This window comes from Enterococcus sp. AZ040 (genome assembly GCF_050499185.1).
Lineage (GTDB): Bacteria > Bacillota > Bacilli > Lactobacillales > Enterococcaceae > Enterococcus_D > Enterococcus_D entomosocium.
Genome location: NZ_JBMHEW010000001.1, coordinates 2,904,925 through 2,928,554, shown reverse-complemented (window position 1 = coordinate 2,928,554; position 23,630 = coordinate 2,904,925). Strand labels below are relative to the sequence as shown.

General features: G+C 44.1%; 22 protein-coding genes and 1 other annotated feature. Of the genes, 14 read left to right on the top strand and 8 right to left on the bottom strand.

Going from position 1 to position 23,630, the window contains the following annotated elements; all coding sequences use genetic code 11:
- The first annotated feature begins 96 nt into the window (after positions 1-96).
- The 3 genes from IGK63_RS13410 (at position 97) to IGK63_RS13400 (ending at position 2,898) form a co-directional block, all read left to right on the top strand.
- Entirely contained in the window at positions 97-804 is a 708-nt protein-coding gene (locus tag IGK63_RS13410; protein ID WP_008379528.1) for a response regulator transcription factor, read from the top strand.
- Entirely contained in the window at positions 794-2,152 is a 1,359-nt protein-coding gene (locus tag IGK63_RS13405; protein ID WP_429972522.1) for a sensor histidine kinase, read from the top strand. Before IGK63_RS13410 ends, IGK63_RS13405 begins: the two co-directional genes overlap by 11 nt.
- A gap of 107 nt (positions 2,153-2,259) precedes the next feature.
- Positions 2,260-2,898, top strand: a complete 639-nt coding sequence (locus IGK63_RS13400) for a PepSY domain-containing protein (RefSeq protein ID WP_005233880.1) — start codon at positions 2,260-2,262, stop codon at positions 2,896-2,898.
- Between the two features lie 68 nt (positions 2,899-2,966).
- On the opposite strand, the gene IGK63_RS13395 is transcribed toward IGK63_RS13400, so the two are convergent.
- Positions 2,967-3,137, bottom strand: a complete 171-nt coding sequence (locus tag IGK63_RS13395) for a hypothetical protein (RefSeq protein WP_008379536.1) — start codon at positions 3,135-3,137, stop codon at positions 2,967-2,969.
- Positions 3,138-3,227: 90 nt separating this feature from the next.
- Positions 3,228-3,662, bottom strand: a complete 435-nt coding sequence (locus IGK63_RS13390) for an acyl-CoA thioesterase (RefSeq protein WP_008379539.1) — start codon at positions 3,660-3,662, stop codon at positions 3,228-3,230.
- Between the two features lie 189 nt (positions 3,663-3,851).
- Positions 3,852-4,059: a binding site (T-box leader), on the top strand.
- Positions 4,060-4,547: 488 nt separating this feature from the next.
- Between IGK63_RS13390 and hisS the strand changes: the two genes are divergently transcribed.
- From hisS to IGK63_RS13370, 4 genes are all read left to right on the top strand, one after another.
- Positions 4,548-5,846 (top strand): histidine--tRNA ligase, encoded by a 1,299-nt coding sequence (gene hisS / locus IGK63_RS13385; RefSeq protein ID WP_034872142.1) that lies wholly within the window; start codon positions 4,548-4,550, stop codon positions 5,844-5,846.
- 11 nt (positions 5,847-5,857) lie between these two features.
- Entirely contained in the window at positions 5,858-7,633 is a 1,776-nt protein-coding gene (aspS, locus tag IGK63_RS13380) for an aspartate--tRNA ligase (RefSeq protein WP_016612881.1), read from the top strand.
- 156 nt (positions 7,634-7,789) lie between these two features.
- Entirely contained in the window at positions 7,790-8,665 is an 876-nt protein-coding gene (locus IGK63_RS13375) for a YitT family protein (RefSeq protein ID WP_005233887.1), read from the top strand.
- A 197-nt stretch (positions 8,666-8,862) separates the two neighbouring features.
- Positions 8,863-10,731: an acyltransferase family protein gene (locus IGK63_RS13370; RefSeq protein WP_016612880.1), complete on the top strand. Its 1,869-nt coding sequence runs from the start codon at positions 8,863-8,865 to the stop codon at positions 10,729-10,731.
- 78 nt (positions 10,732-10,809) lie between these two features.
- On the opposite strand, the gene dhaL is transcribed toward IGK63_RS13370, so the two are convergent.
- The 4 genes from dhaL to IGK63_RS13350 all read right to left on the bottom strand — a co-directional run bounded on the left by dhaL (position 10,810) and on the right by IGK63_RS13350 (position 15,340).
- Positions 10,810-11,415, bottom strand: coding sequence for a dihydroxyacetone kinase subunit DhaL (gene dhaL / locus IGK63_RS13365; protein WP_005233893.1), 606 nt, complete (start codon positions 11,413-11,415; stop codon positions 10,810-10,812).
- Positions 11,416-11,429: 14 nt separating this feature from the next.
- The gene (gene dhaK, locus IGK63_RS13360) at positions 11,430-12,413 is read right to left on the bottom strand and encodes a dihydroxyacetone kinase subunit DhaK (RefSeq protein ID WP_008379550.1); all 984 of its coding nucleotides are present in this window, start codon (positions 12,411-12,413) and stop codon (positions 11,430-11,432) included.
- On the bottom strand, positions 12,410-12,814 hold the full coding sequence (gene dhaM / locus IGK63_RS13355; RefSeq protein WP_005228160.1) for a dihydroxyacetone kinase phosphoryl donor subunit DhaM: 405 nt from the start codon (positions 12,812-12,814) through the stop codon (positions 12,410-12,412). The genes dhaK and dhaM overlap by 4 nt, the downstream gene beginning before the upstream one ends.
- Positions 12,815-13,015: 201 nt before the next feature.
- A complete protein-coding gene (locus IGK63_RS13350) occupies positions 13,016-15,340 on the bottom strand; it encodes an HAD-IC family P-type ATPase (RefSeq protein ID WP_034872141.1) in 2,325 nt (774 codons plus the stop codon).
- Positions 15,341-15,599: 259 nt separating this feature from the next.
- Here IGK63_RS13350 and queG point away from each other — a divergent pair, with 259 nt between their 5' ends.
- On the top strand, positions 15,600-16,775 hold the full coding sequence (gene queG / locus IGK63_RS13345; protein ID WP_034872140.1) for a tRNA epoxyqueuosine(34) reductase QueG: 1,176 nt from the start codon (positions 15,600-15,602) through the stop codon (positions 16,773-16,775).
- Positions 16,776-16,814: 39 nt separating this feature from the next.
- Here the strand turns inward: queG and IGK63_RS13340 are convergent, their stop codons facing one another.
- Positions 16,815-17,171: a hypothetical protein gene (locus tag IGK63_RS13340; protein ID WP_008379558.1), complete on the bottom strand. Its 357-nt coding sequence runs from the start codon at positions 17,169-17,171 to the stop codon at positions 16,815-16,817.
- Between the two features lie 164 nt (positions 17,172-17,335).
- Here IGK63_RS13340 and IGK63_RS13335 point away from each other — a divergent pair, with 164 nt between their 5' ends.
- The 6 genes from IGK63_RS13335 to IGK63_RS13310 all read left to right on the top strand — a co-directional run bounded on the left by IGK63_RS13335 (position 17,336) and on the right by IGK63_RS13310 (position 22,728).
- Positions 17,336-18,211 (top strand): SPFH domain-containing protein, encoded by an 876-nt coding sequence (locus IGK63_RS13335; RefSeq protein WP_008379560.1) that lies wholly within the window; start codon positions 17,336-17,338, stop codon positions 18,209-18,211.
- Between the two features lie 3 nt (positions 18,212-18,214).
- The gene (locus IGK63_RS13330) at positions 18,215-18,712 is read left to right on the top strand and encodes an LURP-one-related/scramblase family protein (RefSeq protein WP_005233908.1); all 498 of its coding nucleotides are present in this window, start codon (positions 18,215-18,217) and stop codon (positions 18,710-18,712) included.
- Positions 18,713-18,731: 19 nt separating this feature from the next.
- Entirely contained in the window at positions 18,732-19,604 is an 873-nt protein-coding gene (gene scrK / locus IGK63_RS13325; RefSeq protein WP_002347415.1) for a fructokinase ScrK, read from the top strand.
- Positions 19,605-19,704: 100 nt separating this feature from the next.
- Positions 19,705-20,454, top strand: coding sequence for an alpha/beta fold hydrolase (locus IGK63_RS13320; protein ID WP_008379569.1), 750 nt, complete (start codon positions 19,705-19,707; stop codon positions 20,452-20,454).
- 107 nt (positions 20,455-20,561) lie between these two features.
- Positions 20,562-21,524, top strand: coding sequence for a rhodanese-related sulfurtransferase (locus IGK63_RS13315; protein ID WP_016612875.1), 963 nt, complete (start codon positions 20,562-20,564; stop codon positions 21,522-21,524).
- Positions 21,525-21,789: 265 nt separating this feature from the next.
- Entirely contained in the window at positions 21,790-22,728 is a 939-nt protein-coding gene (locus IGK63_RS13310) for a 2-dehydropantoate 2-reductase (protein WP_034872139.1), read from the top strand.
- 111 nt (positions 22,729-22,839) lie between these two features.
- Here IGK63_RS13310 and IGK63_RS13305 read toward each other — a convergent pair whose 3' ends face one another.
- The gene (locus IGK63_RS13305; RefSeq protein ID WP_016612872.1) at positions 22,840-23,628 is read right to left on the bottom strand and encodes a PHP domain-containing protein; all 789 of its coding nucleotides are present in this window, start codon (positions 23,626-23,628) and stop codon (positions 22,840-22,842) included.
- Positions 23,629-23,630 lie beyond the last annotated feature (2 nt).

The window sequence follows — 23,630 nt, the reverse complement described above, 5'->3', positions numbered from 1 at the left end:
AACATGAAAAAATCTTCATGATTTTTTTCTTTCAATCAGTTAGGAAGTTTTGAAAAAATCCGTTATGATAGAAGCAAAACAGGAGGAGGAGTGCATATGGCCTTGAAGATCTTGCTAGTAGAAGACGAAGAAAGTTTAGCCAGTTTTATTCAGACCGAATTGACTTTTGAGGGATATGACACGGTCTGGGCCAAAGATGGGCAAGAGGCATTGACCTTGTTCAATCAGCAAGCAAATGCCTTTGATCTGATTTTATTGGATTGGATGCTGCCAATCTATGACGGCATCACAGTGGCGCGGCGGATACGCAAAGAAAGCGACATCCCGATTTTGATGATGACCGCCAGAAATCAAACCGCCGATGTGGTGACGGGGCTTGATGTCGGATTAGATGATTATTTAACGAAACCTTTTGAAATCGAAGAACTGTTTGCCAGAATTCGGGTGATCGAGCGGCGGTTGCAACGAGAAGCCAAACAACAAAAGAACCAGCAAAACCAATTAGTGGCGGGGGAGTTGATGATGGACATTGCCAAGCACTTGGTTCAGGTTGCCGGTGAAACCATTGAGTTGACGCCCAAAGAGTTTGGGATTTTATATGAATTAATGAAAGAGCCGGAAGTCGTCAAAACCAGAGATGACCTATTGAATGAGATTTGGGGTTATGAATACGACGGTCAAACGAATGTTGTAGATGTCTATATCCGTACACTGCGGAACAAGCTGGATGTTTGCGGCAAAGGCAAAATGATCGCAACCGTTCGAGGATTAGGCTATGTCTTGAGGACCGACCATGAAGAATAAGTCAGTCAACCAACGTAGAAAAACAGCCCAGTTTCAATTGACGAGCCGCTTTTCCTTGATACTCTTTGGTCTGCTGATTCTCTTCAATCTGCTGTTTATTTTATTATCCGTAGGTTATTTGTTTGAACATATCGAAAATCGTGCCAACAACATTCTTGAAGCCATCGAAAAAGGCGAGGCATCAGGGGATACCTGGGACACTCTCGTCAATGCCTATGTTTCGGCAGATGAAGAAGACGCCCTGCAAGTGATCTTAGCCGATGGCAGTGTCGTTTCATCAGAAGATGCGGAAGAGATTTTTGCCGATATCAATCAAGGACGAGTGATGCCATTTCTCGAAGACATCGTTTTTACAGAGGATGGCATCTATTACACGAAAACCCAAGAAGTCGATGGGGATCAGGTGACGATCGCTATCAATGGGGAGGATAGTGTGGAATTAGCCTATGGTCTCTTTATGATCAGCAGTTTCTTGAATCTGATCGCTGTTGTGGTGGGCAGCCTGCTGATTTATTGGAGTGTCGGGAAATGGAGTCAGAAACTTACCGGCATGGCGCAAGAAATTGCTGCCATTGAACAAAGCCGACAAGGAGAATTGTCAGTGTCTGAAGAACCCATCGAGATTCGTTCGGTGGCCTTGGCTTTCAATAAATTGTTGAAAGAACAGCGTGAGACGATCGAACGGGAAAAACGATTCGTTGCCGATGCTTCCCATGAGCTGCGCACACCTTTGGCTGCGATTCGCGGACATGTCCAATTGATCCAGCGGCGTGGAACCAAACATCCCGAAGTCATTCCTTCCTCGATGGCATTTATTGACAAAGAGTCGAAGCGTTTGGAAACATTGAGCAATCAATTGCAAGACCTAGAAAAAAATCAATCCCAAGAAGAAATGACCCTTGTTAATGTTTCCCAGATCGTCCGAGAAGAGTGTGAAAAACAAGCGACGATCGTTCCGCAATCGATTGAATATTTTGTGGAGAACCAATGTATGAAGCGAGGACATAAACGTGACTTCCAGCAAATCATCCAAAACCTGTTAGAAAATGCCGCGAAGTATTCGCCTGTTGATCAGCCGATTCATGTGACCTTGACACAAGAGCAAAGGCAGTTGTCTTTAACCGTCGCCGATTTTGGCATTGGGATTCCCGATGACAAGAAAGCCTTGATTTTTGAACGGTTCTATCGGGTAGAAGATTCTCGTTCTAGCCAGATTGCCGGTTCAGGCATTGGGCTTTCACTGGTAAAACAGCTGGCAGACAAATATCATGCCAAAATCACCGTGATAGACAATCAACCGCAAGGCAGTATCTTTAAACTTGCCTTTCCAAATGAAAGAGAAAGATGAAGATTTTTTTAGATTTTCTTCAAGCAATTTTGATTCTTTTTCTTTGGGAACTTGTTATTCTAAATATATAGAAAAAAGGAATACACAAACAATTGGAGGAATGAAACATGAAAAAAACAACTATTTTATTCGGAATTGCCGCATTAGGGTTATTGGCAGGATGTACACAAAACAACACGGGAAATTCAGAACCTGCGCAAAACAGCAGCTCAAGCACAGCAGTTGCCTCATCAAGTGAAACAACCTCATCACAAGCAGCGGACAGCTCTTCAAGCAGTGCAGCGATCGCCAATGGGGGCTTGCCTACCGTGACCGTAGAAGAAGCGATCCAAGTATTCCAAGACAAATACCCAGATGCAGCGATCACTTCGATTGATTTGGATACTTCTTTTGGCAATTACTTCTACCAAGTAGAAGGCGTGGATGACACGAATGAGTTTGAATTAAAGATCGATGCAGAAACCAAAGAAACTTCTGAAGAAAGAACGGAAAAATTGGATGCCGATGAACAAAACGGTGTCAAAAAAGATGCCGATCAATTGGACCTAACCAACTTGCTTTCATTGGAAGAAATTTCTGATATCGCCGTGAAAGAAGCTGGCGGTGGTCAAGCAACAGATTGGTCCTTAGACAAAGAAATGAATGTAACCTATTGGGAAGTCAAAGTAGAAGATGGCAACAAACAAACAGATGTGAAAATCAATGCCCAAACAGGTGAAGTACTTGAAACAGAATTGGATGACTAATCCTTTTACGCAGTAAAAAAGATAAGCCGCTATCGTCTATGCGCAAAAGACGATAACGGCTTATTTCTTTACGTATGCTGTTTGACTTCAGTTAACGGTTTGACGCGACCACCAATTTTATCTGCAAATGCTTCGGACTGCTTCCGATCTTCAAAGACCCATAACTTGTCTGGAATTTTTTCACGAGTGCGACGACCATCTTTGCCAATGTAACCATGCAAAACTTTAATCACGTACATCGCCATCATCCTTCCCTGAAATTACTTTTGATTATACGAAAGCCGTTTCAAAAAGCAAGGATTTTGACTTAAATGAGTGATCAGAATTGATTATTCTCCTGACAGGGCAGCATAATCAGCAAATCGTTGATGGATTTCAGGAAAACTACGCTTCAGCTGCACGATGCGATTGGTCTCTTTTGCTAAAAAACAATGCTTTGAAGTCCCTGTCGTAGCCAACTGACCATCGCTAGTTTTGTAGATCTCATAGCGAAAATCCAAACGCGTGCCCGTATATTTGTCGACCAAAACATCGATTCGCACCTCATCTTCGTAACGAATCATCGTTTTGTATTGCGCACTGACTTCCAGCACAGGAACGATCAAGCCAGCTTCTTCGATGGTATGATATGGTAAATCCAAAAACGCCAGTAATTCCACGCGGGCCTCTTCAAACCAGCGGATATAATTGGCGTGATGGATGATCGCCATTTGATCGGTCTCATAGTAGTGTGGTTGACGGATATAGCCTGAATATAAAGACATAAAAACAGCTCCTTTCATAGAAACAAAACCTTCGTTATTCAGCATAACGCAAAAAGAAAGAAAAGCAAACAGAAGGGTAACTTCTTTGCGTTGACTACTAGAGAAAACGCTACTTGAAAGCAGCGGAGTGAAAAAGACAGTGAAACACCTTGACTTTTTCATAGCTTTCTTGTAGTTTATAGATAATATCAAAAATCAGTGAAGGATCGAGTACTTTATTCTATTCCTTAAAAGAGAAAACTGCCCCGGCTGAAAGCAGTTTAGGACGTGTAAAGGAAAGACAATCTGGAGATGAACAGAAGAAAAGCTGTTCCGTGACCGAGCGTTAATCGAGCGAAGGAGAAGAACATTTCTCGAATTTAGGTGGTACCGCGTGTAATCAAAACTCGCCCTTGTATAAAAAACAAGGGCGAGTTTTTTGCTGTGAATCACTATGATTGGCTTGCGGAGCAAGACAGAATAGATGATGAACAGTACTAGGCGACCACAGGGAGCGTAGTAACCATACTAGGAATCACTGGGGTTGGCTTGCGGAGCAAGACAGAATAGATGATGAACAGTACTAGGCGACCACAGGGAGCGTAGTAACCATACTAGGAATCACTGGGGTTGGCTTGCGGAGCAAGACAGAATAGATGATGAACAGTACTAGGCGACCCTAGGGAGCGTAATAACCGTACTAGGAATCACTGGGATTGTCTTTTGGAGCAAGACAGAATAGATGATGACCAGCAGCAACCAACCACTAAAAGCGCAATAACCCAAAAGCCAAACACGAGAACAACCCACCCACATCAATGAGCAACAAGCAATAGGTGAATAAGCAAACAAGCAATGAAAGCAAAGAACATGGGCAACCATGAAACAAATAGGAGGATGCATACGATGAGTTACCAACGTCCAAAAGGAACCAACGATATTTTGCCAGGAGAATCCGAAAAATGGCAATTTGTGGAAGAAACAGCACGTTTAGTGTTTCGCGATTACCAATTCAACGAAATTCGGACACCGATTTTTGAGCACTTTGAAGTGATCGCCCGCAGTGTCGGGGACACAACGGATATCGTTTCAAAAGAAATGTATGATTTCTACGATAAAGGAGAGCGTCATGTGACGTTGCGTCCAGAAGGCACCGCACCGATCGCTCGTTCTTATGTCGAAAACAAACTATTCGGACCAGAACATACGAAGCCTTATAAAGTGTTTTACATGGGACCAATGTTCCGTTATGAACGTCCGCAAAAAGGCCGTTTGCGTCAATTCCACCAAATCGGTGTCGAAGTTTTCGGTTCAGCAAATCCAGCGACCGATGTTGAGACAATGGCGATGGCAATGGATTTTTATCGTCAATTAGGACTGAGTCAATTGCGCTTGGTCATCAATTCATTAGGTGACAAAGAGACACGCCAAAACTATCGTCAAGCGTTGATCGATTATCTAGCGCCCCATGAAGCGGAGCTTAGTGAGGATTCAAAACGCCGCTTGCATGAGAATCCTTTGCGGGTCCTTGACAGCAAAGACAAGCGAGACCAAAAATTTGTGGCAGATGCGCCATCGATCTTAGACTACTTAACGCCAGATGCCAAGGCACATTTTGAAACCGTAACGAGTATGCTGGATGCGTTGGAGATCCCTTATGAGGTCGATTCGAATATGGTGCGTGGTCTGGATTATTATACCCACACGATTTTTGAGATCATGAGTGATGCACCAAAAATGGGGGCGCAAGCCACCATCTGTGCCGGCGGTCGTTACAATCATTTAGTGGAAGAGCTAGGTGGACCAGAAACACCTGGTTTTGGTTTTGCTTTGGGGATCGAACGTTTATTGATCACTATGGAAGCCGAAGAAGTTGTGATTCCTGCTTTGAATGAGTTAGATGCGTATGTGGTTGGTCTGGGACAAGAAACCAATTTAGAAGCGCTGAAAGTCGTGCAAGCGATCCGTAATTTCGGCTTTTCTGCCGATCGTGATTTCATGGATCGTAAAGCCAAAGCCCAGTTCAAATCTGCTGATAAACAAGGGGCACGGTTGGTTCTGACTCTAGGCGAAACAGAATTAGCAGAACAAGTGATCAATATCAAATCCATGGCAAGCCGTGAAGAAAAACAATTTCCGTTAGCGGATCTTTATGCCCGCTTCGATGAGATCTACGATGAAATGACAACCAAAATGTTTGAGTGAGGAGAAAAAGAATGACAAAACGTACAGTATATTGCGGGTTAGTAAATGAGACCCATTTAAACCAGACAGTGACACTAAAAGGCTGGGTGCAAAAGCGCCGTGACTTAGGTGGCGTGATTTTTATTGACTTGCGCGACCGGGAAGGGATCGTGCAAATCGTCTTCAATCCTGAGGTTTCGAAAGAAGCCTGGGAAATCGCGGACAAATGCCGCAGCGAATATGTATTAGAAGTAACAGGTCAAGTAATCAATCGTGCACCAGAAGCCATCAATCCGAAAATGGTGACAGGTGCCTATGAAGTGATGATCAGCGAAATCACGATTTTAAACACTGCAAAAACACCAGCCTTTTTGATTGAAGATGATCAAACCGTTGGCGACGAGATTCGCATGAAATACCGTTATTTAGACTTGCGTCGTCCAAAAATGACGAACAACATCGTGATGCGGGCGAAAACGACGCAAGCGATCCGCAATTTCTTAGACACGAACGAGTTCTTGGATATCGAAACACCTTATCTAGGAAAATCAACACCAGAGGGCGCGCGGGATTATTTGGTTCCTTCACGGATCTATCCAGGTCATTTCTATGCGTTGCCGCAATCACCACAAATTTTTAAACAGTTATTGATGGGCGCCGGCTTCGATCGCTACTATCAAATCGTACGTTGCTTCCGTGACGAAGATTTGCGGGGCGACCGTCAACCAGAATTTACCCAAGTCGATATCGAAACCTCTTTCTTGACGGCAGAAGAAATCCAAACCTATACGGAAGAGCTATTGGCAAAAGTGATGCGAGAAGTCAAAGGCATCGAAGTTACCTTGCCATTCCCACGGATGACCTATGATGAGGCAATGGGACGCTACGGCAGTGACAAACCAGATACACGGTTTGACATGGAGCTTATCGACTTATCTGAAGTTGTGAAAGACGTTGATTTTAAAGTCTTCCAAATGGCTCTTGAAAAAGGCGGCGTTGTGAAAGTCTTGAACGCCAAAGGGGCTGCAGACAAATACTCCAGAAAAGATATGGACAATCTAGGCCATTACGCTGGTCAATTTGGTGCCAAAGGATTGGCATGGGTCAAAGTTGAAGAAGATGGATTGAAAGGACCGATCGCTAAATTCTTGACAGAAGCGACCGACGCGATCATTGCAGCAGCCAATGCGGAAGTTGGCGATATTCTGATGTTTGGTGCCGATTCCTTTGAGATCGTTTCAGCAACATTGGGGGCGATCCGTAATAAATTAGGAAAAGAATTAGGCTTGATCGACGAGAGCAAATTCAACTTCCTATGGGTCACTGATTGGCCGCAATTTGAATACGATGAAGAAGCAGGCCGCTACGTTTCTGCTCACCATCCATTCACATTGCCAAAAGAAAGCGATCTGCCATTGTTAACGACAGACCCTTCAAAGGTCTATGCGCAAGCCTACGATATCGTGCTAAACGGTTACGAGTTAGGTGGCGGATCATTGCGTATCCATACACGGGAAGTGCAAGAGCAAATGTTTGAAGCGCTGGGCTTCTCACGTCGCGAGATGCAAAATCAATTTGGCTTCTTATTGGATGCTTTGGATTATGGTTTCCCACCACATGGTGGCATCGCCCTTGGGTTAGACCGGTTAGTGATGCTCTTGGCTGGTGAAGAAAACATTCGCGAAGTCATTGCCTTCCCTAAAAATGGGAAAGCGGCTGATCCAATGTCACAAGCGCCAAGTACCGTTTCGCCAATGCAACTGTTTGACTTGAGCATTGATGTAACAACGGTTGAAGAAAACGAATAAGCGTTAAACCCATGATGAAATGAGTGATGAAATAGAAATTGGTGAATGAATGAAAAAAGTTCATGAGAATTCACCCATTTCTTTCATTGCTCGTTTCTTTTTTTATGAGCTGAAGTATAATAAAGGCAAATCAAAAAAGTGAGGCTATGAAATGCAATGACTCCTCTGTTTAAATGGCTCCCTCATCCGGAATATGCCAACAAACTTTCATTCTCGATCGTGTACGCACTGCTGGCATCGATTGCGGTCAATTTTTTCTATCAGCCGGGCAATATTTATTCCAGCGGCATTACCGGTGTCGCTCAGATCATTACTACGATCTCAAGAGAATGGATCGGGTTTTATATCCCCTTATCTCTTGCGCTATTATTGTTGAATGTGCCATTATTTTTTCTTGGCTGGTTTAAGATCGGCCACAAATTTACGATCTTTACTGGAATCACTGTTTTATTGACATCCTTATTCGTGCAAATTTTGCCAGAAGAAACCGTCACGACGGACCCGATGATCTGTGCGATTTTCGGTGGTGCCATCAATGGAGTGGGGATCGGCTATGCCTTGAAGAATGGTCTTTCTTCCGGAGGGCTGGATTTTGTCAGCATTGCCATCCGCAAACGGACAGGGAAGACGATCGGCTCGATATCGATTTTCTTTAACATTGTTATTTTGTTCGCCGCCGGAATCTTGTTTGGCTGGCAATATGCGTTGTATAGTGCAATCGCGATTTTTGTCAGTGGAAAAGTGACGGATGCGGTCTTTACGAAGCAAAAGAAAATGCAGGTGACGATCATCACTCGCAACCCAGAAGAAGTCATTCAAACGATCCAAAAACATATGCGGCGAGGCATTACCATCATCAATGAAGCCGAAGGAGCCTACAAGCATGACAAACAAACGGTTTTGCTGACGGTAGTCACACGCTTTGAACTGCCGATGCTGCGCAGTGCTATGAAAGAAGCCGATCCAAAAGCCTTTGTTAGTATTGCGGAAAATGTCCAGATTTTGGGTCGATTTTATGAAGAAGAACTGTAAAAAAGGAGTTGGAAAAGTATTTCTTTATAGAAGTACTTTTTTTTCGCCAAAAATTAATTTTTTTGAAATATAGCAGATGTTGCTAGCTTTATATGGGGGATTTCTGGTAAATTATGAGAGTATGGAATCAATAGCGTTCATGCTGAAATTGTTTTTTTATGAAACAATTGGATCAATTAGAGAAAAGTGGTTGAAAAATGAATAAACGTTTAAGCACAAGCCGCTATATTACCGGGTTTGACGGCATTCGAACCTTGGCAGTCATCGGCGTTATTTTATATCATTTACTACCTACTCATATGCGAGGCGGGTATTTAGGAGTTCCAGTATTCTTTGTCGTATCAGGTTATTTAATCACTGACTTGCTGAGGCAAGAGTGGGATCAAAACGGCAAAATCAAAGTCAAAGATTTTTATATTCGGCGGATGAAACGGCTCTATCCAGGAATGGTGGTGATGCTGCTTATCTCAGCAGCGTATATCACTTTGTTCCAGCGAAACCTGCTGAATAATTTGCGCGGGGTTTTTGTTAGCTCGCTGCTGTATTACAACAACTGGTGGCAGATCAATCATGGGTTATCCTATTTTGATCGGTTCGGCAATGAATCCCCCTTTACCCATCTGTGGTCACTGGCTGTGGAGGGACAGAACTATCTGATTTGGCCTTTAGTGTTTATTTTGTTGATGAAAATCGGCAAGCAGAGGCATCGCGCCTTTAAATTTACTGCCGCAGTCACGATTTTATCGGCAATTCTGTTAGCGGTCCTTTACACACCAGGCGCTGATCCGACACGGGTCTATTATGGAACAGATACGCGGCTCTTTTCGATCTGGATGGGGAGTGCCTTAGCATTCATTTGGCCAAGTACCCACTTGAAGAAAGAGATACCGCAAAAAGCCAAACGGGTCTTAAATATCTCTGGTTTTGCTTCCTTGGCTGGTCTGATCGCAGCGTTCTTTTTCTTAGATGATCATTTGACCTTTGTCTATTATGGCGGCATGTTCTTGATCAGTATCCTATGTACGATTCTTGTGGCAGTCACCGCTCATCCCGGAGCCAGTTTGAATCGTGTATTGAGTAATCCGATTTTCAGTTATATCGGCAAGCGCAGTTATGGGATCTATTTGTATCAATTTCCAGTGATGATTTTTTACGAAGCAAAAGTGGGAAATATCGGTGAGAACGTGCTGATGCACACGTTAGTGGAACTATTCTTGATCTTGTTTATCAGTGAATTGTCCTATCGGTTTATCGAAAACCCAATGCGTAAATTCCAGTACAAAGATACATTCAGAACGGTCCGCGGTTGGTTCAGTAAACCAATTTTTAGTTGGAAAAAACCGTGGTTAGTGCCCAGCTTACTCATTACCCTCGTTGCTTTGTTTGGCGTCGTGACTGCACCGACGAATTATGTCGATGCCCAGCAGCAGCAGTTGAAAGACAACATTGCTGCCAATAAAAAAGCGGCAGAGCAATCGCAAAAGAATGCGAATGCTGAAGGAAATGAAGCGGATGATGAGGCGAACACGAGTGAAGATGAAAAAAATATCATGGAAAAGTATGATTTAACAGCAGCCCAAGTGAAAAAAGCGGAATCTCTTGAAATCACGGCTTTTGGTGATTCTGTGATGCTGGATGCAACGGCTGACTTGAAAGAAGTCTTTACCCAAGCGGTAGTTGATGGGGATGTTGGGCGCCAGCTGTATGCGAGCCCTGAATTGATCAAAGACTTGAAAGAAAAAAATCTTTTGCGGGATACCGTCCTTGTGGGGCTAGGGACGAATGGTTCCTTTACAGAAGCCCAATTTGACAGCTTTATGAACGAGATCGGTGATCGCAAAGTCTACTGGATCAATGTACGGGTACCGACACAGCGTTGGCAAAATGAAGTCAATCGGATGTTGGAGCGCATGGCGGAAAAATACGACAATATGACCTTGATCGATTGGTATGATTTGAGTAATGATCAAGAGTCCTGGTTCTATGAAGATCGGGTCCATCCAAATCCAGATGGCATGGATCAATACGTGAAGCTAGTTGCCCAAACGATTTTACAAGATGAATAAACAAGAAAAAGACAAACCTTATGCAATCATAAGGTTTGTCTTTTGTCTTAAACGGTATTTTGTAAGAGCATCGTTTTTTTAATCCTTTTCTATCACCGTTAACAAAGACTCAAATAAAATCGCACTAGAAGCCGATCCGGGATCGATATGACCGATGGCACGTTCACCAACATAAGAGGCACGGCCTTTTTTAGCCACTAGTTCTTTGGTATGCTCTTTCGCTGCTTCGATCGTGTCTTTGGTCAATTCACCTTTTTTCAAGGCTTCTGCGACAGGTTGCCACACATCGACCATCGTTTTGTCTTCAAACTCAGCTTTTCCCCGCATTTTGATGCCGGTCAAGCCTTCTTCAACGATCGTACCTAATTGTTCAAAGGAGTCGATTGTTTCTAGTTCCTTCGTTGCTTTGGTCATATTCATAAACGCCGAACCATAAAGGGGACCCGAAGCTCCGCCGACTTTTGAGATCATTGCCATCGAGAAGACTTTAAAGGTATCACTGATCGTCGTTGGCTGTTGTTTGGCATAAGCTTCTTGATAAGCGGCTACGCCGCGTGCCATATTGTTGCCATGGTCACCGTCGCCGATCGGTGTATCTAAATCGCTTAAATAGGCCTTGTTTGCTTCGATTTCTTTCGTGAAGGTATCTAACCATGCTTGCACCGTTTCTGTTGTCAATTGCATCTCTATTCGCTCCTTTACCAGGCTATTGTTGTGACGGCTTCATTTAACGCATCGGTGTGATCCGTTTCGCTGAAGTCGATCAAGGTCAGTGAAAGTCCCTGCATATCGATGGAAGTCATGAAATTGCCGACTTTATGGAAGGAGACAGGGATGTCTTTTTCTGCGAGTAATTTCGCGACATCATTGGCAAAAACGAATAACTCCATTTGCGGCGTACCACCCATACCGTTGATCAAGACACCGACTTTTTCTGGGGTCTTTTCATAATCCGCCAAGATTTTTTCCACCAACTCTTTTGCTAGTTCACGTGAGGGTTTCAGTTTTTCTCGACGGTAACCAGGTTCGCCGTGGATACCCACGCCATACTCGATCTCATCATCGGCTAAGTCAAAACCTGGTTTCCCAACTTCAGGAACTGTTGCCGCTTTTAATGCGACCCCAATGGTTTTGATCGATGCAACCAAGGCATCGCCCAGTGTTTTTAATTCACTTAAGCTGGCACCATTACGAGCAGCTGCGCCTAAAATCTTGTGGACTAAGACCGTACCGGCAACTCCTCGTTTCCCAGCAGTATAGGTGCTATTTTCAACAGCGATATCATCATCAACGACCACGATCTCCGTTGTGATCTCTTCCATTTCTGCCATATCTTTGGCCATCTCAAAGTTCAAGATATCGCCAGTATAGTTTTTGACGATCAACAAGACGCCTTGTCCTTGATCAGAATCTTGGATAGCCGTCAAAATCTGGTCGGGGGTAGGGGAGGTGAAGACATCGCCTAAAACGGCGGCGCTAAGCATCCCATCACCGACAAAGCCAGCATGGGCCGGCTCATGTCCGCTCCCACCGCCAGAAACAAGACCGACTTGTTCTTTTTGATTATTCTTAGCGATCACCCGTGAGTCGGCGACTTGATGGACCAGTTCAGGATAACTGCCTACGATACCAGCCAACATTTCTTCTACGATCATTGAGGGATCATTAATGATTTTTTTCATGCTTCATGCCATCCTTTCTCGGCTGCTTTTTTTGCTTCTGCAACGATTTGCGCCAAATCATCACTAAAACCAGCGGTGATTGCTGCAGCAAAGGCACCTTCCACCAGCGGCGCGTCGATCAGGTGATAGCGTTCTTGTTGCTGAGGTTCCAGCATGTCGTAAGCAAGTTCGGCATTCAAAACGGCACTGCCTAGATCGGCAAAGACTAAGATCAGTTCAGCATCTGCGGATTCGTTGACGGCATCCACGATTTTCGTGGCGTCAGAACCCAGCTCTCCTTCTGCTGTCCCGCCTAAAGAATAGATCGTGACTGACTCGCCATCAGCCATTTCTTCGATCATCTGTTTTAATCCTTCGGTGAGTTGCTGACTGTGAGAAACGAGTAAAATACTTTTTTTCATCCAATTTCACCAACACTTTCTGATTAAATTTGGCTGTTCAACAAGATGGCTTTTGGTAAAATGATAGCTTTCCTGTTGAAACCGCCTACAGGTTCAGTATACCAAATTTCTTTCTTCTTGTATGGTTGCACCTATGGAGAGGACAAAAAAACAGCATCGTCTTTCTGGACAAAGCAAGAAAGAGCGATGCTGCAAAATCAATTAGGATTGTTTAACGAGCACTTTGGCTGAAAAGCGCTTCGTTAGGAAAGAAAGCCCCACGTACAGGCAGATGTTCAATGCCATCATGCCAAGGAAGTAAGGCAATGTTACGGCGGTCAAGAAACCGACTTCCAGCAATCCGTGGAAAAGCATTGCTGCGACATAGATCCCCACGGTAGTGGTAATCGCTAAGAACAATCGCAATGGATTTAATGGCAAGCAAGCGCGAATCACAGCGATACAGCTGATCCCGATCAACAAATAGTACAACAAGGTCGTCGTATCAAATTGCGACCAACCGTAGTCGGTTTGTAAAAAGCGGATCGCAAAGTAATTGACTAACACCAACAAGGCATTTGGCAACGCATTGAGCAAGACTGTCGGCAAGTAACGACCTTTGATCGGTGCTTTGTTTTCTTCAAAGGAAAGGAAGAAAGATGGATAACCTTCAATTGCTAAGTCGATCAATGTGATTTGGATCGGCAAGAACGGAAAGGCGCTGGATGTCAGGATACAAACCAAAGAGAGCAAGAAGCTGTAAATCGTCTTGATAAAGAAGATTCCCGACGCTTTGGTCACGTTATTGACGACGCGGCGTCCTTCAAATAAAACATCTGGCAACGTAGTAAAGTCAGAATCCAATAAGACAAAGTTAGCGATTTGACGAGCCGCACTGTCGCCAGCAGCCATTGCAATGCTGACGTCGGCTTCCCGTAGTGCCAACACATCGTTGACGCCATCACCCGTCATGGCAACGGTCCGTTGATTGGCTTTTAATTCTTGAACGAGTAGTTTCTTTTGTTCAGGAGTCACACGACCAAAGACCGTATAGCGTGTCGCAGCTTCTCGGACTTCTGCTTCGGTCGTTAAGGTAGAAAGATCGATGGCTTGATCGGCATTCGCTAGGCCTGCACGATGGGCGATCGCTGCGACTGCTATTGGATTATCGCCAGAGATCACTTTTAGATCGATGCCTTGATCCGCTAAGTAAGCCAAGGTTTCTTCTGCGTTTTGGCGGATGATATCGGATAAAATCAAGACAGCCACCGCTTGTGCGTTGGTTGGGTCAAAGGATGTCGGCGTTTTTGGATCAGTTTCTACGGCTAAAATCAACACCCGTAGACCAGCTTCTTGCGCTTCTATGACTTGCGGCAAGGCAGCAGAGCCGGCGACTTTTTCAGGTGCACCAAGATAGACATTTCCTAGATGTTCAAAAGCCACAGCACCCCATTTGCGCTGTGAAGAAAAGGCAGCGACGTCGATCGGCTGATGATCCGTTAGCTCAGGACAGCCTTGACGCAATGCTTGCATCGTCAAATTGTTATCCGTACTGGCTGCCAAATAATTCCCTAAGAGCATGTTAGGGTCGCTGTCGGCTTGGAGAGGAACGATCGATTCGAGAACCATATGGCCTTCCGTCAACGTCCCCGTCTTATCCAGACAAAGGGTATCGACATGCGCTAAGGTTTCAACGGCATACATGTCTTGGACCAAAATCCGTTTTTTTGCCAATTTAATGACACCTGTCGTCAAGGCGATACTGATCAGCAGGACAAGTCCTTTTGGTAACATTCCTAATAAGGCAGCGGCAGAAACGACGACGGATTCCTTGATCCCAGCATCTCGCATCATAAAGGCTTGGAAGAACAAAATCACCCCTAAAGGAACGATTACATAGCTGGTGAATTTGGATACACTACGGATCGAAGCAAGCAGCTCAGAGCGGATCGGTTTGTGGACCTTCGCCTCATTGCTTAGTTTTGCTGCATAGTTTTCTGCACCGACATGAAGGACTGTTCCTGTCACTTCACCGCTGACGATGAAACTTCCTGAGAGTAAGGAAGCACCTGCTTCTTTGACAACCAGATCGGCTTCACCAGTCAGCATCGCTTCATTGACTTCGACTAGTCCAGAAAGCACCGTCATATCAGCGGGGATTTGGTCCCCAGCACCAAGAATAACTACGTCCTCTAAGACCAATTCTTTGGCTGAAATCTCATGGATTTGGGCATCTCGAATCACTCGTACCGTTTGCGGTGAAACAAGTGAGAGTTTTTTTACTAAATTACGCGCGTGCAATTCTTGGCTGATCCCAATGGTGATATTCACAAAAATAATCGCTAAGTAGAACATGTTGGAATAGGCGCCTACGGCAAATAAAAAAACGCCAATCAATAGATTGAGAAAATTGAATAATGTCAGTAAATTGTCTTTGATGATCGCAGCAGTTGATTTACTGGTTTTTGTTTCATAATCATTGTGCAACCCCTCTTGGGTTTTCTTGGCGACTTCTGCTGCAGTCAAGCCGGTGGGTAATTGAGTCATAAGCATCTCCATTTCATTTGTTCATTTCTTTCTAATTCCTTTATCTAGTCTAGCATTCGAAAAAGGCAATGCAATCGTTGCGAGGAAAATAACGATAAAATTAATTAAAATCTTAAACAATCAACACGTGTTCTTTTAAAGAAAGAAAAAAACGGGGGGAACAAACCGCACCATCGACTTTTTTCAGGTGCTTACGTATAATAGGGGAAGAGAAAAAGCCGAGAAGCAGATGCTTAGCGGACAAAAGAGGGTAGCGTGCATGTCTTTAAAAGAAAAAATTATTGCAGAAAGCAAGCGGCTTGGCATCGACAAGATCGGGTTTGCTTCAGCGGAGCCGTTTTTGGCATTGGAGCCTTCCTTGCGGGAACAAAAAGCCAAAGGTCATACGTCTGGTTTTGAGCATCCCGTGATCGAAGAGCGTATCTATCCTGAACGGACATTTGAAAATCCGCAAACGATCATTGCGATCGCTTTAGCTTATCCGACAAAAATCAAAGAGAAAGTCCCGCGGGATGAAAAACGCGGCATGTTTGCCCGTGCCTCGTGGGGCATCGATTACCATGATATTTTGCGAGAACGATTGGATCGCTTGATCGCCTTTATCAAAGAACAAGCGCAAACGATGGAAGAACAAGTCGAATGGCGTTTCGCACCGCAAGTCGATACAGGGGAATTGGTGGATGTGGCGGCAGCGCAGCGGGCGGGTCTTGGCTTTATCGGTCGTAATGGCTTGCTGATTACGGAAGAATTTGGTTCGTTTGTTTATCTAGGGGAGATCGTCACTAATATCTCTCTTGAACCAGATGAAGAAGTCCCGTTTGGTTGTGGGGATTGCATGCGTTGTGTGACGGCTTGCCCCACCAAAGCGTTATTGGGCGATGGTCGAATGAATGCCCAGCGCTGTTTGTCCTATCAAACCCAGACGAAGGGTATGATGCCAGAAGAGTACCGCAAAAAGATGCATAACGTGATTTACGGCTGCGATATTTGTCAGCTGGTCTGCCCTTATAATCGGGGGAAAGACTTCCATTTTCATCAAGAGATGGAGCCTGAAGTCGATACCGTTTATCCAAAACTGCAACCGATGCTGTCTTTATCAAACAAAGCCTTCAAGGCACAATTTGGCCATCTATCTGGCTCTTGGCGGGGGAAAAAACCGTTGCAGCGTAATGCCATCATCGCCTTAGCCAATGTAGGGGATCGCAGTGCCTTGCCAGCGATTTGGCGCTGTGCGACAGAAGACGTGCGCCCAGTGATTCGAGGAACGGCTTATTGGGCCATTGGCCAGTTGGGCGTCAAAGAACCAGAAATGTGGTTAGAGCGACTGCAACGGTGTGCAGAGTTAGAACCCGAAGAAGAGGCGCTACAAGAATTGCAGCCTGCCATCGAACGATTGCAAGCAGTCATTACCAAAAAGCAGGAAAAAGAGCTATAAAAAAAGCAAAACGAGCCCGGGGCCGTTTTGCTTTTTTATTTAATCTAGTACGTCATCACTTTCAACGATTTCTTCTGAATCCAGTTCAAAATCAGGTGCTGGATGCACACGTTCAGGCAGTTCCATTTCTAACTCGCCGTCTTCTGTATACTGATTGTCGGTATCGGCAACGTCAATTAAAATTTCTTCAGGAAGCTCTTGTTCTAGACGATAGCCTTCTGCATGACGCGCATCGAGTAATTCCAAAAGATGTTGCCACTCGTCTTTCGAGATCACTACAACGTCAATGCCGTCTTTGTTTTGTACCTCCACAACAGAGGAAAGATCGGTGCCGACCGTTTTAATGATCGATTCCAACGACCATTTACTCGTTTCTAAGTCAATTTTTTGTGCCATAAGAATTACTCCTTTTTGTGAAAAATTTTGTCCTACCTTAATTGTAACGGGAAAGTTGCAGAAAACAAAATAGCTTGATTGGGAATCGTCGCTGATATGCGCAAGAACATTTGCACAGCGGCTTTAACCAAGGTAAGATAAGAGCAAGAAGGGAAGGAATAAAAATGACAGAAAAACAGACATTTCATGTGAATGGGTATTTAGCACTGGTTGTGCTAATCGGGTTATTAGTTGGCGGCGGTTATTTGTTTTATCATGGGTTCGTAAATGAGAGCGTTCTCGAAATCGTTCTCAGTATTCTTTTATGGATCGTTTCGTTTCTTTTCCTTAGTTCGTTAACGATCGTACAACCCAACCAAGCCAAAGCGATCCTCTTTTTTGGACAATATTTAGGAACCATTAAAGACAACGGCTTGTTTGTGACAACCCCATTAACCCAAAAAATCAATGTTTCATTGAAAGTCCGCAACTTTAACAGTTCGCTGTTGAAGGTCAATGATTCAGACGGAAACCCGATCGAGATCTCGGCAGTGGTGGTATTTAAAGTTGTAGATACCGCTAAAGCATTGTTTGATGTCGATTATTACCAAGACTTCATTGAGATCCAAAGTGAAACAGCGATTCGTCATATTGCGACGCAATACCCTTATGACACGTTCAATGACGATGATCTGACGTTGCGAGGCAATACAAGTGAAGTCTCGGAGGAGCTGGCAAAAGAATTGCAGGAACGATTAGCTGTTGCTGGGGTCGAAGTCATAGAGACCCGCTTAAATCACCTCGCGTATGCGACTGAGATCGCTAGTGCGATGCTGCAGCGCCAACAAGCTAAAGCAATTTTATCAGCACGGCAAATCATTGTTGAAGGGGCCGTCTCCATGACACAAATGGCGTTAGAACAAATCGAAGACGGACAGGACATCAATTTCACAGATGACCGCAAAGTCCAACTGATCAATAATTTATTGGTGTCGATCATTACCGATAAAGGCACTCAGCCGGTGATCAATACGGGCGATGTCAAAGAGAAAGGAGTGTAGCATTTGAAGAAACTTTACATCAAACAGAAGGTTTTCAGCATTGGCGAAAAATTTACCGTGACCGATGACTTACAAAACCCTCGCTATTATGTCGAAGGCAGTTTTTTTAAGATCCCGAAAAGTTTTACGATCTTCAATGAGCAGCAGCGACCGATCGCGGAGATCACCAAAAAAGTGTTCAGTTTATTACCAAAATTTTTTGTGGAAGTCCACGGCCAAGAAGCGATCGTTTTAGAAAAACATTTCACATTTTTTAAAGCCCGCTATTCCATCAGTGCAGAAGGCATCGATGTGGATGGCAATTGGTGGGATATGGATTTTGTGGTCAACCGCAACGGCAAGCGGATCGCAGAGATCCACAAAAAATGGATCTCTTGGGGCGATACCTATGAAGTTGTGATCTATGAAGAAGATCTAGATGACCTGATCATTGCATTAGTGGTAGCCATCGATCGCGTCAAAGCAGATGATGCCGCAGCATCAAGTTCAGCAAGTAGTTAGAAAAAAAGGAGCGATGTGCATGTTATACGGTTCGATTGAAGCAGGCGGCACAAAATTTGTGTGTGCCATTGGCGATGAAGAAATGACGATCAAGGAAAGAGTGAGCTTTCCGACAACGACACCTGAGGAAACAATGCCTTTAGTCATTGATTTCTTCAAACAATACCAAGCAGATTTAGCAGGGATTGGGATTGGCTCATTTGGGCCCATCGATATCCATCGCGATTCTGCCACTTATGGGTACATTACCTCAACCCCGAAATTGGCATGGCAAAATTTTGATTTCATCGGTACCATGAAAAAAGAATTTCCGATCCCTATTTCTTGGACAACAGATGTCAATGCGGCTGCCTATGGTGAGTATGTCTTCGGCAGTGGCAAAGGATTGAGTAGTGTCGTTTACTACACGATCGGTACAGGTGTTGGCGGCGGTGCCTTACAAGAAGGGCGCTTTATCGAAGGATTTAGTCATCCAGAAATGGGGCATATGCTCGTCGTCCCTCATCCAAAAGATGACTTTGCTGGCAGCTGTCCATTTCATGGCAACTGTTTAGAAGGGATGGCCGCTGGACCCGCCATCGAAAAACGCTTAGGGAAAAAAGGACAAGAGGTTGCAGAAGATGATCCTTATTGGGAAATCGAAGCCTCCTATATTGCTCAATGTGCCTACAATACAACTTTGATGTTTTCTCCAGATGTGATCATTTTTGGCGGTGGTGTGATGAAACAACGCCATATGCTGCAAAACGTCCATGACGCATTTGCAAAATTGGTCAATGGGTATGTCGAAACACCTGAGTTAAGCAAATATATCGTGACCCCAGCATTGGAAGACAACGCTGGAACGCTCGGTTGTTTGGCATTGGCTCGAGAAGCGGTCTTACATTCATAAACGAAAAAACGGATCATACTCTTCGGGTATGATCTTTTTTTACAGCGTATCAGTGGCGCTTTTGGCGACTTTTTGTATACTTAAGCTGAGGTGGAAAAGAATGAAATTAGCTGTTCGAAAAAGAAAAATCGGGAATATTCCGGTCTTAGAAGTCGTACCAGAAGAAATGATTTATGAACCGCTGCCATTGATTATTTACTATCATGGTTGGCAGACGAGCAAAGAATTAGTGTTGACACAAGGCAGAAAGTTGGCTAGAGAAGGTTTTCGGGTGGTCTTGCCAGATGCAGCCAATCATGGGGAGCGCAAGACCCAGCTATCGGAGATTCCTTCTTTAACTTTTTGGCAAAGTATCCAAACCAATCTATTTGAGTTTTCTTACTTAGTCGATTTTTTTGAAAATCTTGGTTTGGTCAACGGTCAGATCGCAGTTGGCGGTGTCTCCATGGGAGGGATGACCACGTGTGGTTTGTTATGCCAGCATCCAGAAATCACAGCGGCAGCTTGTATCATGGGTTCTCCTTCCATGTTGAAATACCGTGACCGCATCCAAATGCACGCCGGCGCTGCTGGGTTCTTTGTACCCGAGGATTATGGTCAGCTTTTAAGCTGGATGGATGCTTACGATCTGTCTTCTCAACCAGAGAAATTAGGACAGCGTCCTCTTTTGTTTTGGCATGGTACCCAAGACGAGAAAATTCCTTATGCTGATGTGGAAGCCTTTGTGGCAGAAAATCCAGAAGCAAATCTGCAGTTTATCTCGCGAGAAGAACGCCATCTGGTGCGTGGAGAAACGATGGATCAAGTCACAGCTTTTTTCGTGGCAGAGCTCAATAAAACCAATCCATGACACTGTTTGCTCAAAGAAAAAGATTGTGTGAAAAGGTACAAGCATAAAACTCGTTTTTTGTCACGCGATAACCTATACTGTAGGGTGCAAAAAAAGGAGGAATTGGTTTGACATACCGCGTTTTATTATTTTATAAATATACAACAATTGAAGATCCGGAAAGCTTCGCCAAGGAGCATTTAGCATTTGGAAAAGAAATTGGCATCAAGGGCCGTATTTTAGTAGCCAATGAAGGGATCAATGGCACGCTTTCTGGAACGGTTGAAGCAACAAATCGCTATATGGAAAAAATGGAAGCTGATCCCCGTTTTAAAGGGATTTTTTATAAAATCGATGAAGTAGAAGAACATGCGTTTAAAAAGCTATTCGTTCGTCCGCGCAAAGAATTGGTTTCATTGAACCTGGAAGATGACATCGATCCATTAGAAATGACTGGAAAATATTTAGATCCTAAAGCGTTCAAAGAAGCTTTGTTAGATGAAGATACCGTGGTGATCGATGCCCGTAACGATTATGAATATGACTTAGGCCATTTCCGAGGAGCCGTTCGTCCCGATATCCGCAGCTTCCGTGAGTTGCCGCAATGGATCATCGATAATAAAGAAAAATTTATGGATAAAAAAGTCGTTACTTATTGTACTGGTGGTATCCGTTGTGAAAAATTCTCAGGCTGGTTGCTGCGAGAAGGCTTTGATGATGTGGCCCAACTTCATGGTGGTATCTTTGCTTATGGGAATGACCCAGAAGTTCAAGGCGAGCTTTGGGATGGCAAAATGTACGTCTTTGATGAACGCATTAGTGTGGAAATCAATCATGTGGATAAAAAAGTTATCGGTCGCGACTGGTTTGATGGCACACCTTGCGAGCGCTATGTAAACTGTGCCAACCCAGAATGCAATCGCCAATTTTTGACTTCTGAAGAAAATCAAGCTGCCCATTTAGGTGCCTGTAGCTATGATTGTGCCATCCACGAACACAACCGTTACGTGGAACAACATGGGATCACAGAAGCGGAAAAAGCTGAACGGCTAAAAAACTTTACAACAAACAATGAAACAGTCACTGCCTAAAACGACAACTGTTTCACAGGAAATAATTGAATAGAAGGGTCGCACGTGAGTCCGAAAACTGGTTTAGCTCAGTCAAGTTTTCAATCTTCCGTGCGACTTTTTGAATGGACAAAATTGGAAACGACCGTTTTTTAATTATCTGAAAAATCTAACTATTCCAATTGTTCTTTTTTCTTTCCTATCGAGAAAAAACGCAAGGCTCTCGCATATTTCACGATTTTAGAGTAAACTATACCTAATTGTGGAAGAGGAAAGAGGAATTCAGATGAAAATTGTTATTGCTGGTGCAGGTGCTATGGGCAGCCGTTTTGCTATTATGCTAAAAAGAGGCGGAAATAACGTCACGTTGATCGACGGCTGGCCGGCGCATATCGAAGCGATCCGTGAACACGGATTACGAGCGAACTTAAACGGTGAAGAGATCGCAGTCCCTTTTTCGATCTATTCGCAAAATGAGATCCCAACGACTGTACAAGCAGACTTGATCCTGGTCTTTACTAAAGCGATGCAACTGGATCAAATGATGCAAACGATCAAACCGATGATCGGAGAGCAAACGAAAGTCTTATGCTTATTAAACGGGATCGGTCATGAGGACACGATTGAAAAATATGTCAGCACGGATAAAATCTTTTTAGGAAATACCATTTGGACGGCGGACTTGATTGGTCCTGGTAATGTTCGCTTGTTTGGGGATGGTTCTGTAGAACTGCAAAATATCGAACCGGGCAAAGAAGAAGATGCCCGTCAATTAGCGGCAGCCTTGGCTGATGCTGGGTTAAATGCGTCTTATTCTGAGAACATTCGCTACTCCATCTATCGCAAAGCCTGTGTCAACGGCACACTAAATGGTTTGTGTTCGATTTTAAATGTGAATATTGCCCAATTCGGACAAACCTCAACGGCGCGTGCGATGGTCCAAACGATTGTGGAAGAATTTGCGGCAGTTGCTACCCATGAATCTGTTGAACTGGATGTATCCGAAGTAGTCCACCATATTGAGGAAACCTATGATCCAGAAGGCATCGGAATGCACTATCCATCCATGTATCAAGATTTGATCAATAATCATCGCAAAACCGAGATCGATTATATCAATGGCGCAATCTCACGAAAAGGCCGTAAGTACCAAGTCCCAACGCCTTATTGTGACTTTTTGACTCAAATGATCCATGCCAAGGAAGATATTTTAGCAGCAGAATAACCTAAGTAAATATGGTCTTAAAATGAAAAAACGGCGTATCCTTTTAAGGTTCGCCGTTTTTTTGTCCATTTATTGAAAATGTGTTGTTGTAGAGTGCATTCAAAGGTGACGCTATTGAGCAGGCAGATCCGCCATAAACCGTTCACTACCTTGAAATACCGCTAATTGATTGACACCAAAGGAACGCAGCAGATCGCTCATCGCTGCAAAATCTAACCGATAATCACTGGCTTTATGGGCATCAGAGCCGAGGGTGAACAATTTACCCCCGACACTTTGATACAGCGGGATAGCATATTGGTAAAGGTGGGCATTTTGATAGGGGCCAAAGCTCTTAGCGTTGATTTCCATCGCTAAGTCACGGGCAACGATTTTTTTGAAGATCGTCGTTAACTCTGTTTCAAAATGGGCGGCCAATTCCTCAGCTGTAAATTGGAAACGACGCAAGCCATAATCAAAGTGGGTCACGATATGCCCGTCTGGAAACGAGTCCAACACGTGGGCCATTTGGTCAAAGTATTGTTTGGCGACTGCAAATTTGTCCTTCGTCAACACGGCATCGTCCATATAATCAAAGGTACCGTTTTGATGGATACTGATCAATTTCAAGTCATAAGGATGGCTTTCAAGATAGCGCAAGATTTCTTGTTCTTGACCAGGCACGACACCAATCTCGATGCCTTTTAAGAGTTTCGTCGCTGTGGTCTCTTGCAGCTTCTGGTGGGTTTTTACTAGTAATTCATAGTCAGGAATATCATCACGGAATCCCGAATAGGGGTTCTTCAAATCGAAATGATCTGTCGCAACGAAGTAGGCAGGCTGGTAAGCTAGATAATTCTCAAACTGTTCATCTGAATCAAAAGACAAAAATGTATGCAGATGTTGATCATAATAATTCATAA

Excerpts from the sequence above, each read along its gene's own strand:
- IGK63_RS13410 (WP_008379528.1), top strand. The coding sequence starts at position 97 with ATGGCCTTGAAGATCTTGCTAGTAGAAGACGAAGAAAGTTTAGCCAGT.
- IGK63_RS13405 (WP_429972522.1), top strand. The coding sequence starts at position 794 with ATGAAGAATAAGTCAGTCAACCAACGTAGAAAAACAGCCCAGTTTCAA.
- IGK63_RS13400 (WP_005233880.1), top strand. The coding sequence starts at position 2,260 with ATGAAAAAAACAACTATTTTATTCGGAATTGCCGCATTAGGGTTATTG.
- IGK63_RS13395 (WP_008379536.1), bottom strand. The coding sequence starts at position 3,137 with ATGTACGTGATTAAAGTTTTGCATGGTTACATTGGCAAAGATGGTCGT.
- IGK63_RS13390 (WP_008379539.1), bottom strand. The coding sequence starts at position 3,662 with ATGTCTTTATATTCAGGCTATATCCGTCAACCACACTACTATGAGACC.
- hisS (WP_034872142.1), top strand. The coding sequence starts at position 4,548 with ATGAGTTACCAACGTCCAAAAGGAACCAACGATATTTTGCCAGGAGAA.
- aspS (WP_016612881.1), top strand. The coding sequence starts at position 5,858 with ATGACAAAACGTACAGTATATTGCGGGTTAGTAAATGAGACCCATTTA.
- IGK63_RS13375 (WP_005233887.1), top strand. The coding sequence starts at position 7,790 with ATGACTCCTCTGTTTAAATGGCTCCCTCATCCGGAATATGCCAACAAA.
- IGK63_RS13370 (WP_016612880.1), top strand. The coding sequence starts at position 8,863 with ATGAATAAACGTTTAAGCACAAGCCGCTATATTACCGGGTTTGACGGC.
- dhaL (WP_005233893.1), bottom strand. The coding sequence starts at position 11,415 with ATGCAATTGACAACAGAAACGGTGCAAGCATGGTTAGATACCTTCACG.
- dhaK (WP_008379550.1), bottom strand. The coding sequence starts at position 12,413 with ATGAAAAAAATCATTAATGATCCCTCAATGATCGTAGAAGAAATGTTG.
- dhaM (WP_005228160.1), bottom strand. The coding sequence starts at position 12,814 with ATGAAAAAAAGTATTTTACTCGTTTCTCACAGTCAGCAACTCACCGAA.
- IGK63_RS13350 (WP_034872141.1), bottom strand. The coding sequence starts at position 15,340 with ATGACTCAATTACCCACCGGCTTGACTGCAGCAGAAGTCGCCAAGAAA.
- queG (WP_034872140.1), top strand. The coding sequence starts at position 15,600 with ATGTCTTTAAAAGAAAAAATTATTGCAGAAAGCAAGCGGCTTGGCATC.
- IGK63_RS13340 (WP_008379558.1), bottom strand. The coding sequence starts at position 17,171 with ATGGCACAAAAAATTGACTTAGAAACGAGTAAATGGTCGTTGGAATCG.
- IGK63_RS13335 (WP_008379560.1), top strand. The coding sequence starts at position 17,336 with ATGACAGAAAAACAGACATTTCATGTGAATGGGTATTTAGCACTGGTT.
- scrK (WP_002347415.1), top strand. The coding sequence starts at position 18,732 with ATGTTATACGGTTCGATTGAAGCAGGCGGCACAAAATTTGTGTGTGCC.
- IGK63_RS13320 (WP_008379569.1), top strand. The coding sequence starts at position 19,705 with ATGAAATTAGCTGTTCGAAAAAGAAAAATCGGGAATATTCCGGTCTTA.
- IGK63_RS13310 (WP_034872139.1), top strand. The coding sequence starts at position 21,790 with ATGAAAATTGTTATTGCTGGTGCAGGTGCTATGGGCAGCCGTTTTGCT.
- IGK63_RS13305 (WP_016612872.1), bottom strand. The coding sequence starts at position 23,628 with ATGAATTATTATGATCAACATCTGCATACATTTTTGTCTTTTGATTCA.